General features: G+C 71.8%; 9 protein-coding genes and 1 pseudogene. 3 read left to right on the forward strand and 7 right to left on the reverse strand.

What is annotated here, in order from left to right; translation table 11 throughout:
* Positions 1-31 precede the first annotated feature (31 nt).
* Positions 32-790: an HAD-IIB family hydrolase gene (locus tag HP507_RS10645; RefSeq protein WP_175351766.1), complete on the forward strand. Its 759-nt coding sequence runs from the start codon at positions 32-34 to the stop codon at positions 788-790.
* A 32-nt stretch (positions 791-822) separates the two neighbouring features.
* Here the strand turns inward: HP507_RS10645 and HP507_RS10650 are convergent, their stop codons facing one another.
* From HP507_RS10650 to HP507_RS10665, 4 genes are all read right to left on the reverse strand, one after another.
* Positions 823-1,446 carry a phosphoribosylanthranilate isomerase gene (locus HP507_RS10650; protein WP_175351767.1) on the reverse strand — a complete coding sequence of 208 codons (624 nt, stop codon included), beginning with the start codon at positions 1,444-1,446 and terminating at the stop codon, positions 823-825.
* A 67-nt stretch (positions 1,447-1,513) separates the two neighbouring features.
* On the reverse strand, positions 1,514-2,566 hold the full coding sequence (locus HP507_RS10655) for a serine/threonine-protein kinase (protein ID WP_175351768.1): 1,053 nt from the start codon (positions 2,564-2,566) through the stop codon (positions 1,514-1,516).
* 133 nt (positions 2,567-2,699) lie between these two features.
* A complete protein-coding gene (locus HP507_RS10660) occupies positions 2,700-3,440 on the reverse strand; it encodes a DedA family protein (RefSeq protein ID WP_376985044.1) in 741 nt (246 codons plus the stop codon).
* Between the two features lie 51 nt (positions 3,441-3,491).
* A complete protein-coding gene (locus HP507_RS10665) occupies positions 3,492-4,634 on the reverse strand; it encodes an ROK family transcriptional regulator (RefSeq protein WP_175351769.1) in 1,143 nt (380 codons plus the stop codon).
* 36 nt (positions 4,635-4,670) lie between these two features.
* Here HP507_RS10665 and HP507_RS10670 point away from each other — a divergent pair, with 36 nt between their 5' ends.
* Positions 4,671-6,377, forward strand: a complete 1,707-nt coding sequence (locus HP507_RS10670) for a beta-N-acetylhexosaminidase (protein WP_175351770.1) — start codon at positions 4,671-4,673, stop codon at positions 6,375-6,377.
* A 103-nt stretch (positions 6,378-6,480) separates the two neighbouring features.
* Positions 6,481-7,500 (forward strand): annotated as a pseudogene (locus HP507_RS10675) (UDP-N-acetylglucosamine 4,6-dehydratase family protein); the annotation flags it as partial.
* Positions 7,501-7,626: 126 nt separating this feature from the next.
* Here the strand turns inward: HP507_RS10675 and HP507_RS10680 are convergent.
* Genes HP507_RS10680 through HP507_RS10690 form a run of 3 tightly spaced genes read right to left on the reverse strand, consistent with a single transcriptional unit; the run spans position 7,627 to position 11,609 of the window.
* Positions 7,627-9,759, reverse strand: a complete 2,133-nt coding sequence (locus HP507_RS10680; RefSeq protein WP_175351772.1) for a PTS fructose transporter subunit IIABC — start codon at positions 9,757-9,759, stop codon at positions 7,627-7,629.
* A 60-nt stretch (positions 9,760-9,819) separates the two neighbouring features.
* Positions 9,820-10,824 (reverse strand): 1-phosphofructokinase family hexose kinase, encoded by a 1,005-nt coding sequence (locus tag HP507_RS10685; protein ID WP_175351773.1) that lies wholly within the window; start codon positions 10,822-10,824, stop codon positions 9,820-9,822.
* A complete protein-coding gene (locus tag HP507_RS10690; RefSeq protein ID WP_175351774.1) occupies positions 10,821-11,609 on the reverse strand; it encodes a DeoR/GlpR family DNA-binding transcription regulator in 789 nt (262 codons plus the stop codon). The genes HP507_RS10685 and HP507_RS10690 overlap by 4 nt, the downstream gene beginning before the upstream one ends.
* Positions 11,610-11,700: the final 91 nt, after the last annotated feature.

Raw genomic sequence — 11,700 nt, forward strand, 5'->3', positions numbered from 1 at the left:
GTCCGCGACCGGGCTCTGGCAGGATCAGGGCATGACCACGCCCCGACTCGTCGCGTTCGACCTGGACGACACGCTCGCCCCCTCGAAGTCCGCGCTCGACCCCCGCATGCTCGAGACCTTCGCGTCCCTGCTCGAGGTCGTGCCGGTCGCGGTGATCTCCGGCGGCAACTTCCAGCAGTTCGAGCAGCAGCTCGTCACGCCGCTGCGCCACCGCGACGGCCTGACGCTCGAGGATCTGCACCTGCTGCCGACGTGCGGCACGCGCTACTACCGCTGGTCGGGCGACGACTGGGCGCTGCAGTACGCCGAGGACCTCACCGACGAGCAGAAGGCGCGGGCGCTCGCCGTGGTCGAGGCCCAGGCGAAGGCCGCCGGGTACTGGGAGTCCGAGACCTGGGGCGACGTCCTCGAGGACCGCGGCTCCCAGATCACGTTCTCCGCGCTGGGGCAGCGCGCTCCGGTGGACATCAAGAGGCGATGGGACCCGACGGGCGCGAAGAAGGACGACCTGCGTCGTCGCGTCCAGGCCGAACTCCCCGATCTCGAGGTCCGTTCCGGCGGCTCCACGAGCGTCGACATCACCCGCAAGGGGATCGACAAGGCCTACGGCATGAGGCGTCTCGCCGAGATCACGGACATCGTGCTCGACGACATGCTCTTCGTCGGAGACCGCCTGGACCCCGAGGGCAATGACTACCCGGTGAAGGCGCTCGGGGTCCCCTGCCACGCGGTGGAGGGATGGGAGGACACCGACGCGTTCCTCACGGAACTCATCCCGACCCTGCGCTGACGCGCTGACGGACGGGAGGCGCGGCTCGGCTCTCAGGGGATGCTGCGGACCGCCTCGACGAACGCTCGGATCTTCGCGGCGTCCTTGATGCCGCGTTCCGACTCGACGCCGCTCGACACGTCCACGCCGTCCGGGTCGAGCGACTCGATCGCGGTGACCACGTTCGCGGGTGTGAGTCCACCGGCGAGGATCCAGGCCTCGTCGACCTTGCCGTCGATCGTGGCCGGGTCGATGAGCCGCCCGCTGCCCGGCACCGCGGCGTCGAGCAGCAGCAGGTCGTGGTCGAACGACGCGCGCTGCTCCGGCGTCTCCCGCAGGTAGTCCTCGGCGGCGACGGCCCGGATGGTGAAGAACCCGGCGTCACGGGCACGGGCGAAGTCCGTCGGGGACTCGCCGCCGTGCAGCTGCAGGGTGGTCAGTCCGACCTCGGACGCGATGCCGACGATCTCGTCGATCTCCTGGTCGCGGAACACCCCGACGGCGTCGATGCCGTCCGGCACCCGTTCCACCAGCTGCTTCGCGAGATCCGCGGTCACGGTCCGGGAGCTGCCGGCGGCGAAGACGAACCCGACCGCGTCGGCGCCCGCGTCAATGGCGGCGTCCACGGTCTCGGGCGTCGACAGGCCGCAGATCTTGATCCAGCGCTGGTCGGTCATGCCGTCCATCCTGCCAGGGACACCGCGCGCGCGGAGCGACAGGTCGGTGCCGATGCCGCGGATCCGCTCAGTGGAGGGCCCCGGCGACGTAGGAGGCCGCACAGGCGACCAGGACACCGAAGACCGCGAACGACCCGACGAACACGTTCCGCCGCCGCCAGCGCCGCACGACGACGAACGTGCCGCGTTTCGCGTGCCGGTGCGCCGCTCGGTGCAGCCGGTGGTCGCGCTTGTGCTTCACGCGCTGCGGGCCGAGCGGCACCGGGCCGGTGATCTGGGTCGATCCCCCGCGCAGGGCGTTCGCGATGGCCACCGCGGTCGGACGGCGGTCGGGGTCGCGCGCCGTCATCTTCGCGAGGAGGTCCCGCCACTCGGGCGCGATGTCCTCGGGGATCTCCGGGTCGTTCCGCAGCCGGGCGAGGGCCGCCTCGATCAGCGTCCCCGAGTACTCCTGCTTGCCGGTCAGCGCCTCGAGCAGCACGAGTCCGAGCGAGTAGACATCGGTGGCGAAGCCGATCGGCTCCCCCGCCACCTGCTCGGGGCTGAGGTACGCGGCGGTCCCGATGATCGTGCCGTCGTTCGTGAGGCGTGAGCCGTCGACGAAGTGGGCGACACCGAAGTCGGTGAGCTTCACGGTGCGGGCGAACCCCGAGGAGCCCTCGTCGCTCATCAGGATGTTCGCCGGCTTGACGTCCCGGTGCACGATGCCGCGCGAGTGCACGTAGGCCAGGGCATCGGCGAGCTGCGCCCCGAGGTCGGCCACCTCGTAGTTGTGCAGCGCCCCCTCGGCGAGTCGGCGCAGGAGCGTGGTGTCGGCGATGAGCTCCATCACGATGAAGCGGTGCGGCCCGTCCTCGAAGTCGTGCGTGCCCGCGTCGTACAGCGGGATGAGTCCGGGGTGCGACATCATGCTGAGCAGGCGGATCTCACGTTCCTGGCGGACCCGGTCGGCCGTGGTCATCGACTCGGGCGTCGCGAAGAGCTTCACCGCGACGGCGCGGTAGGTGTGCTCGTCGCGCGCTTCGTAGACGGACCCCATGCCGCCCGTGCCGATCAGCTTGACGAGGCGGTAGCGGCCCGCGAGGACCGTGTCCGCCCGCGTACCGTCCAGCAGGGTCATGGTTGATGTCGTTCCGTTCGGAGCCCGGTGGTCCGTGGCAGTTGCCAACAAGGTGACTCACCCAGTACGGTACGCGTCCGCGCCGGAGATCGCGCGGGCGTTATGACATCGTGATGGGGCTACTCCCCCGTGTTCATGCGGATGTATCCGGGTGCCGCGGAGCAGCACCAGCACCGCGCCCCGCACGCTCGGTCCGCAAGCGACGGATCCGACGGACCCGCCGGACCACGAAGGTCACCACGACGGCTGCGATCGCGACGTAGAGCACCCGGTCGATCCACTCGGTGTACTGCTCGACACGGTCGTACTGCGTGCCGAGTGCAGCCCCGAGCAGGACGAGCGCACTGTTCCAGATCCCGCTCGCGATGATCGTGAACAGCGAGAACGTCCCGAGGGACATGCGGTCCGCGCCGGCCGGCAGCGAGATGAGGCTGCGGACGATCGGCACGAACCGGCCGAAGAACACCGCGCTCCTGCCGTGCCGGTGGAACCAGTCCGCCGCCGTCCGGAAGTCGTCCTCGTCGACGAGCGGCAGCTTGCCGAGCCAGCGGACGGTCCGCTCGAAGCCGATGGCCGCCCCGAGCCAGTACAGCACCAGGGCCCCGAGGTACGACCCGAGCGTCGCGAGGACCAGGACGACCGCGAGGTTCATCCGGCCCGCGCCGGCCAGGAACCCGGCGAGCGGCAGGATCACCTCGGACGGGATCGGCGGGAAGACCGTCTCGACGAAGAGCATGAGGGCGACGCCCCACTCCCCCAGGGCGTCGATGAGCTGGAGGACGAGCCCGGAGAGTCCGCTCATCTCCGACTCGGCGGCGGTGTCGCGGGTGGCGACGGTCATGGTGTGGGCGGGCGCGGCCACGGCAGTCGTCATGCGTTCAGGTTCCCTGAGCGCCCTGTCAGGAGCCGGCGCGCGGGCTGAGCGTCAGCCGAGTCCCATGTGCGACGTCCGGACGTGGGTGAGCGACCGGGCGAGGGCTCCGCGGGCGACGGCGTCGCGGCCGACGGTGGACGGGACGATCTCCACCGGGTGCCGGAGCCGCGGGGTGACGACCTCGGCCAGGGCGGCGCAGAACACCTCGGCCGCGGGGAGGACCTCGCCACCGACCACGACGACCTCGGGGTCGATCGTGGCGATGAGCTGCACGACGCCGGGCGCGACGTCCTCGGCGAGGGCCCGCACGGCCGCCGAGGCGGCCGGGTCGCCCTGTCCGGCCGACGCCATGACCGACTCGAGGTCGGAGCCGGACGGGATCCGCGCCTCCAGTCGGGCGGGCGCGTCGGGCCATCCGGTCGAGGCCAGGCCGCCCATCTCGCCGGCCGCGCCGCGTGCACCGCGCGCGAGCACCCCGTCGACGAGGTAGGCCGCACCGATCTGGCGACCCATCACCAGGTACAGGCCGTCCCGTACGCCGCGGAAGCGCCCCCACATGGCCTCGGCGGTGGCGGCGAGCTTGGCGTCGTTGTCGAAGAAGGTCGTGGCCTCGGGGAAGAGGTCGCCGATCCGGCCCGGGACGCGGCGCTCCACCCACTGCGGCACGGCGACCGTGTAGTCGATCTCGCCGGAGCGGTCGACGACGGCCGGCACCCCGAACGTGGCGGCGAGGAGCCGGGAGGGCTCGGTTCCCTCGACGAGCCGGTGGACGACGTCCTGCACGCTCGCCCAGGCCTGTTCGGCGGACGCGAGGTCGGTGTAGACCTCCTCGACGCGCGCGAGCTGCTGACCGCGGAGGTCCGACCGGAGCCCCACGATGCCGTGCAGTCCGAGGTCGACGCCGAGCACCGATCCGGCCGCGGCGTCGGCCCGGAAGCGCTTCGCCCGACGGCCGGCCTTGTTCGGGGTCGCGATCGCCTCGGCTTCGGTCACCCAGCCTTCTTCGACGAGGTCGGCGAGCGCCGCTTCCACGGTGGGGCGGGAGAGTCCGACGATCCGGCTGAGTTCCGTGACGGTGTGCGATCCGTCGTCGCGGAAGAGCTCGTCGAGGATGGCGCGCGAGTTGATGAGCCGGAGCATCCCCGGCGTGCTGCCGACAGCGCCGTTCGGAAGCGTTGACACGGTCTCGTCCACGGCCATAGCCTCCATATTACGAAAGATCATTGAGGAATGGTGGACTCCGACATGCTCATCCCACGGCCGCGCCGCACCGAACCGGGTGTCGGCGCCTTCGCGATCACCCCGTCGACCCGCATCGCCGCAGACCCTGCGAGCGAGTCGGTCCGACTGTACCTGCAGCAGACACTGCGGGGGTCGACGGGGATGCCGGTGCGCGACACCGCCGACGGAACGGGCAGCGACGGACCCGACGTCATCGCGCTGCGGGTGTCCGACGACGAGACGCTGCCGGGCGGCCCCGGGGGCGACCGTTCCGAGTCGTTCCGGCTCGTCGTCACGTCAGACCGCGTCATGGTCACCGGTGGCTCGGCGGCGGGCGTCTTCTACGGCGTCCAGGCGCTCCTGCAGTCCCTGCCGGCCGACGTCTACCGGAAGGGCCGGGTCGGTACCGGGCCGTGGACGATCGCCGCGACCACCGTCGAGGACGCTCCGGCGTTCGCCTGGCGCGGCGTGATGCTCGACGTCGCGCGGCACTTCCGCACGAAGCACGAGGTCATGCGGGTCATCGACCAGCTCGCCGCCCACCGCCTCAACCGGCTGCACTTCCACCTCACCGAGGACCAGGGGTGGCGCATCGAGATCCGGAAGTACCCCCGCCTGACCGAGATCGGGTCGTGGCGGAAGGAGTCGCAGGTCGGTGCGCACGTGCTCGGCCCGGACGGCGAGCTGATCGTCGCCGGGAAGGACGGGCGCCCGCACGGCGGCTACTACACGCAGGACGACATCCGCGAGATCGTCGCCTACGCGGCCGACCGGTTCGTCACCGTGGTCCCGGAGATCGAGACACCCGGGCACGTCCGCGCCGCACTCGCCGCGTACCCGTCGCTCGGGGTGTCCGGCGACCCGATCGACGTGTGGACCGAGTGGGGCATCGCCGACGACGTGCTCAACGCCGAGGAGTCCACGATCACGTTCTTCCAGGACGTCCTCGACGAGGTCATCGCACTGTTCCCCTCCGAGTACATCGGCGTCGGCGGCGACGAGTGCCCCAAGGTGCAGTGGGAGCAGGACCCCCGCACGCAGGAGCGCATCCGCGAGCTCGGCCTCGAGGACGAAGAGCAGCTGCAGGCGTGGATCATCGGTCGGCTCGCGGCGCACGTCGAGTCGCACGGGCGGCGGGCGTTCGGCTGGGACGAGATCCTCGAGGGCGGCACGCTCTCGAAGTCCGCGACCGTGCTGTCCTGGCGCGGCCTCACCGGTGCCCGGACCGCGGCGCGGCGGGGGCACGACGTGATCTCCGCCCCGGACGACCAGGTGTACCTCGACTACCGGCAGAGCGACCTCGAGACCGAGCCGATCCCGGTGTCGATCGTGCTCACCGTGGACGACGTGTTCGCGTTCGACCCGGTGCCGGACGACCTCACCGAGGAGGAGCGCGCGCACGTCATCGGCGGCCAGGGCAACATGTGGACCGAGCACGTCGACTCCGCGCGCAAGCTCGACTACCAGCTCTTCCCCCGGGTCGCGGCCCTCGCCGAGGCGCTCTGGTCGGCCGACGTGACCGGCCCCCGCGACGTCGCCGAGTTCCGCGGGCGGCTGGTCGAGCACGTGGCGCGGCTCGAGGCGATGGGGATCGAGTACCGGCACGAGGCCGGGCCGTTCCCGTGGGAGCAGCGGCCGGGCGTGCCCGGTCGGCCGCACACGCGCGAGGAGCGCGCGGCGTACATCGACGCGGTCACGGCGAACATCGCCGACTAGTGGTGTTTGAATTCAGGACGCTATTGTAATTTCAGATATCAGACGCTAGCCTGATCGGGTACCTGCGTCCACCCCGAGGAGCGTCATGTCCGTCCAGCTTCCCCTTCCCGATCTCGACTCGCTCGATCTGCACGGCCTGGTCGGCACTCGGCCCACTGCCGCCGACCTGGACGGCGTCGACGGCCTCGTACGCGGTCGACGCATCCTCGTCACCGGGGCGGGCGGGTCGATCGGCAGTGAACTCTGCCGACAGCTCGCCCGCTTCGAGCCGGCCGAGATCATCATGCTCGACCGGGACGAGACCGCCCTGCAGCACGTGCAGGTGTCGGTGTCCGGCCACGGGCTCCTCGACACCCGTGACGTCGTCCTCGCCGACATCCGTGACGCGGATGCCATCAGGGGGATCCTGCTGTCGCGCCGCCCCGACGTCGTGTTCCACGCGGCCGCGCTGAAGCACCTTCCGATGCTCGAGCAGTACCCGGACGAGGCATGGAAGACCAACGTGCTCGGCACGCGCAACGTACTGCACGCAGCGGTGGCAGCACGGGTTCCGACGCTCGTCAACATCTCGACCGACAAGGCGGCGAACCCGACGAGCGTGCTCGGGCAGACGAAGCGCATCGCCGAGCGGCTGACCGCTTGGACCGCCGCCGAGACCGGGCTCGACTACGTCTCCGTCCGGTTCGGGAACGTGCTGGGCAGTCGTGGCTCGATGATCCCGCTCTTCGCCGACCTCATCCGGGCCGGCCGCCCGGTGACCGTCACCCACCCGGATGCGACTCGCTACTTCATGACGATCCCGGAAGCGTGCAACCTCGTCATCCAGGCTGCGGCGATCGCCGAGCCCGGCGAGGTCCTGGTGCTCGACATGGGCGAACCCGTACGGATCCTCGACGTGGCGCGGCGCATGATCGCGGCGCTCGGCGGTTCGTCCGACATCGTGTTCACAGGACTCCGCCCCGGCGAGAAGCTCCACGAGGAGCTGATCGGCGCCGGCGAGACCGAGCGTCGGCCGGTGCACCCGAAGATCACGCACGCCTCGGTTCCGCCGCTGGCACCTGCCGCTCTCGATGCGGCTCCGGCCCCGGTGACCGCACCGATCGACCTCGCGATGGCCGCGTAGCGAGTCAGTGGCGGACCGGAGCCGCGGTGCCGGTCGGCATCGTCCTCCCTCGCCGGTTCGGCCGGCGCGTCCCGCCCAACGCTTCGCGTTGCCGCTGAACGGGCGCACCGGCCGGTCAGGTGGTGATCAGGCGGCCGCCACCACCCGCGCTTCGGCGGGCTCCGCCACGAGGGCGTCCTGCGACACCGGCGCGCGGCGCACCCACTTCTTCAGCCCGACGAGGACGAGCGCCGAGACGATCGTGCCCACCAGGACCGCGACGATGAACATCCAGACGTCCCCGATCGCGAAGAACACGAAGATGCCTCCGTGCGGCGCCCGTGACGTCACACCGGCCGCCATCGAGATCGCCCCGGTGACCGCCGCGCCCACCATCGACGCCGGGATGACGCGCAGCGGGTCGGCCGCGGCGAACGGGATCGCACCCTCCGAGATGAACGAGGCGCCGAGCAGCCACGCGGCCTTGCCGTTCTCCCGCTCCGGCTTGGTGAAGCCGTTGCGGTAGAGGAGGGTCGAGGCAAGCGCGAGGGCGAGCGGCGGAACCATCCCGGCGGCCATCACCGCGGCCATGATCTCGAACGGCACGACGTTCGTCGCGGACCCGGCGCCGAGCCCGGCCACGGCGAACGCGTACGCCACCTTGTTCACCGGGCCGCCGAGGTCGAACGCCATCATCAGGCCGAGGATGATGCCGAGCAGGACCACCGAGGCGCCGGACAGCGAGTTGAGCCACGCGGTCAGCTCCGTCATGACCCAGGCGATCGGTCCGCCGAGCACGAGCAGCATCAGGCCCGAGGCGATGATCGAGGCGAACAGCGGGATGATGACGACCGGCATGAGGCCGCGGAGCCAGCGCCACGTCGGGATGCGGCCGATCCAGTACGCGGCGCCACCGGCGATGAGACCGCCGACGAGGCCGCCGAGGAACCCGGCGTTCATGAACACGGCGATCGACCCGGCGACGAAGCCCGGCGCGATGCCCGGGCGGTCGGCGATGGCGTACGCGATGTACCCGGCGAGTGCTGCCACGAGGAACCCGAGCGACACCGACCCGATCTCGAACGCGGCGGCACCGAGGTAGTAGCCGAGCCCCTCCGGCGGGAGGTTCAGCAGGGTCGAGTGCTGCAGCGTGTACACCGCGTTGCTCACCCCGTCGTCCCCGTGCGTCAGGGCGATGCCGTACCCGGCGAGCAGGAAGCCGAGTGCCATGAGCAGACCGCCGCCCGCGACGAACGGGATCATGTAGGAGACGCCCGTGAGCAGCCAGCGCTTGAGCGCCTGCCCGAAGTGCTCGTCCTTGGCGGCGCCGGCCCCCTCGGTCACCGTGCCGCCCTGCACCCGTGCGGCGTTCGGGTCGTCGGAGGCACGGAGCGCCTCGGCGATCATCGCGTCGGGCTCGTCCACGCCGCGCTTCACCGGGCCGCTGACGAGCGGCTTGCCGGCGAACCGACCACGATCGCGCACGTCGACGTCGACCGCGAACACGACGGCGTCCGCGCGGGCGATGAGCGCGGGGTCGAGGGGCTCGACCTGCGAGGATCCCTGGGTCTCGACGTGCATCTCGGCGCCCGCGCGTCGGGCCGCGGCGACGAGGGCGTCGGCCGCCATGTACGTGTGGGCGATGCCGGTCGGGCAGGCGGTGACGCCGACGATGACCTTGCGGGTGCTGGCCGTGGAGCCGGCCGCGTCGTCGTCCGCAGCGTGCGTGCCGTCGGCGGGTCGCGCCTCCTGGCCGGTCGCCGCGGTCGGACTGGAGGCGCGGCTCACCTTCCCGACGCCCGCTTCGGAGACCTCGCTGCTCACCTCGCGGTCGACCAGGTCGACGATCTCCTGCGGGCTGGCGGCGGCGCGGAGCGCCGTGGTGAAGTCCTCGCGGATGAGCGCACGGGCGAGGGTCGAGAGGACCGTCAGGTGGTCCTTGTCCGCTCCCTCGGGCACGGCGATCATGAAGACGATGTCGGCGTCGCCGTCCGGGGCGCCGAACGACACCTTCCGGGCGAGCCGGCTCATCGCCAGTGTCGGTTCCGAGACCGACGCCGAGCGGGCGTGCGGGATGGCGATGCCGCCGGGGACCCCGGTGCCGACGCTCGCCTCGCGCTTGATCGCGTCCTCGGCGAGGACGTCGCCGTCCGCCGCACGACCGGTCGCGGCGACGCGGTCGGCGAGGGCGCGGATGACGTCGCTCGAGGTGGCGCCGAGGTCCTCGTCGAGACCGACGAGCTGGACGCTGATGAGGCGTGGACTCGTGTTGACGGACATGGGTTGCTCCTTTGCAATGGCGCCGCGGGCGCAGGACGTGCAGTGTTCGGGGGTGTGGAGTCAGGCGAGTTTGGGCGCGGCCGGCTGGGTGAGCGTCCGGACCGTGATGCCGTCGGGGTCGGTGTGGTCGAGGGCGGGGACGTCGCTCCCGGGGAGCGCAGCGGCTGCGGCTCCGGTGGCGACGGCCTGGGCGAGGCGCTGCTCGGGCGGTTGCCCGCCGACCTCCGCGAGCAGGTAGCCGGCGAGCGCGGAGTCCCCCGCGCCCACCGTGGAGCGGGCGACGATCCGGGGTGCGGCGGCCGCGTAGCTGCCGTCCTCCGTCACGAGGACGGCCCCGGCGCTGCCGAGTGTGAGGAGCACCGTGCCGACGTTCCTGTCGCGGAGTCGCTGGGCGGCGGCCGCGGCGGCCTCGACGTCCCGTTCGAACTCGTCCGGGTCGCCGCCGACGACCTCGGCGAGTTCCTCGGCGTTCGGCTTCACCAGGTCGATGCGTTCGCCGGACTGCAGCAGCGCGGTGAACGGCACGCCCGACGAGTCGACGGCGATCCGCACCTCGTCGCCGTGGCGCTTCCGGACGGTCCGCACGAGGACGGCGAGCGCGTCGTCGGGCAGCCCCGGCGGCAGGGAGCCCGCGAGGACGACCCAGCTGGCAGCGGGTCCGGTGGCGGTGGCTCCTGCGGTGTCGGCGACGAGGGAGGCGAGGTCGTCGAGCCGCCCGGCGAGCGACGGGCCGGGCTCGTTGAGCTTCGTGGTCGTCCCGGTCGGTTCGGTCACGGTGACGTTCGAGCGGAGCGGGGCACCGATCGGGAGCGCCGCCGTGGGGATGCCCCGGGTCGCGAGGCCGAGCAGGACGGGGTCGAGCTCGTCTCCGGGCAGCACCGCCACGGTGTCGCCGCCGCTCGCGACGACGACCCGGGAGACGTTGACGCCCTTCCCGCCGGGCTCGGCAGTGCTCCGCGTCGCACGCTGGACGGCGCCGCGCTGGAGCTCCCCGGCGAGCTCGATCGTGCGGTCGAGCGACGGGTTCGGCGTCACCGTGACGATCCGTGTGCTCGAGGCGTTCATGCGACGACCACCTCGACGTCGGCTTCGGCGAGCGCTCCGGCGAGGTCGGCCGGCGGCTCCTGGTCGGTGACGAGCGTGTCGATCTCGTCGAGCCGGGCGAACCGCATGAGCGCTTCGACCCCGTGCTTGGCGGCATCGGCGAGGACCACGCTGCGGCGGGCGGCGAGCACGTACGCGCCCTTGACCGCCGCCTCGTACTCGTCCGGCGTGCTCAGGCCGAAGCCCGCGGACAGGCCGTTCGTGCCGACGAAGGCGATGTCGGGCCGGAGCGCGCCGATCTGCTCGACCGTGGCGGTCCCGACCGCCGCGCTCGTGACCCCGCGGACGCGACCGCCGAGCAGGTGCAGCTCGACGTGCTCGCTGTGCTGCAGGGTCGCGGCGATCGGCACCGAGTTCGTGATGACGGTGATGGTCGCCCCCGCGGTGGCCGGCTCCCAACGGGCCAGCTCCGTCGCGACGGCGGCGCAGGTGGTGCCGGCGTCGAGGGCGATCGAGCCGGTGAAGGTCGGGGGGACGAGCCGCATCGCAGCCCGCGCGATGGCGGACTTCGCGGAGTTGTGCTGCCCCTCGCGCTCGGCGACGGTGAGCTCGACCAGGCTCGAACGGCCGACGGGCACCGCTCCCCCGTGCACCCGGCGCAGGAGGCCGGCGGACTCGAGGGCGTCGAGGTCGCGGCGCACGGTCTCGGTCGTCACGTCGAAGTGCTCGGCGAGGTCGGCGACGGAGACCCGCCCTGCCGAGTGCAACGCAGCGGCGATGGCGTCGTGCCGCTCGGTTGCGTACATGCCCGAACTCCTTCGTTCCCGTGGGTTTCGAGAAGAGTACGACCAGATGCCACATGAACGCAACTGTTCCGTTTCGGAAGCAACACAGACG

Source organism: Curtobacterium pusillum (assembly GCF_013359865.1).
Taxonomy (GTDB): Bacteria; Actinomycetota; Actinomycetes; order Actinomycetales; family Microbacteriaceae; genus Curtobacterium; species Curtobacterium pusillum.

Coding starts and splice junctions, on each gene's coding strand:
- HP507_RS10645 (WP_175351766.1), top strand. CDS start 32: ATGACCACGCCCCGACTCGTCGCGTTCGACCTGGACGACACGCTCGCC.
- HP507_RS10650 (WP_175351767.1), bottom strand. CDS start 1,446: ATGACCGACCAGCGCTGGATCAAGATCTGCGGCCTGTCGACGCCCGAG.
- HP507_RS10655 (WP_175351768.1), bottom strand. CDS start 2,566: ATGACCCTGCTGGACGGTACGCGGGCGGACACGGTCCTCGCGGGCCGC.
- HP507_RS10660 (WP_376985044.1), bottom strand. CDS start 3,440: ATGACGACTGCCGTGGCCGCGCCCGCCCACACCATGACCGTCGCCACC.
- HP507_RS10670 (WP_175351770.1), top strand. CDS start 4,671: ATGGTGGACTCCGACATGCTCATCCCACGGCCGCGCCGCACCGAACCG.
- HP507_RS10680 (WP_175351772.1), bottom strand. CDS start 9,759: ATGTCCGTCAACACGAGTCCACGCCTCATCAGCGTCCAGCTCGTCGGT.
- HP507_RS10685 (WP_175351773.1), bottom strand. CDS start 10,824: ATGAACGCCTCGAGCACACGGATCGTCACGGTGACGCCGAACCCGTCG.
- HP507_RS10690 (WP_175351774.1), bottom strand. CDS start 11,609: ATGTACGCAACCGAGCGGCACGACGCCATCGCCGCTGCGTTGCACTCG.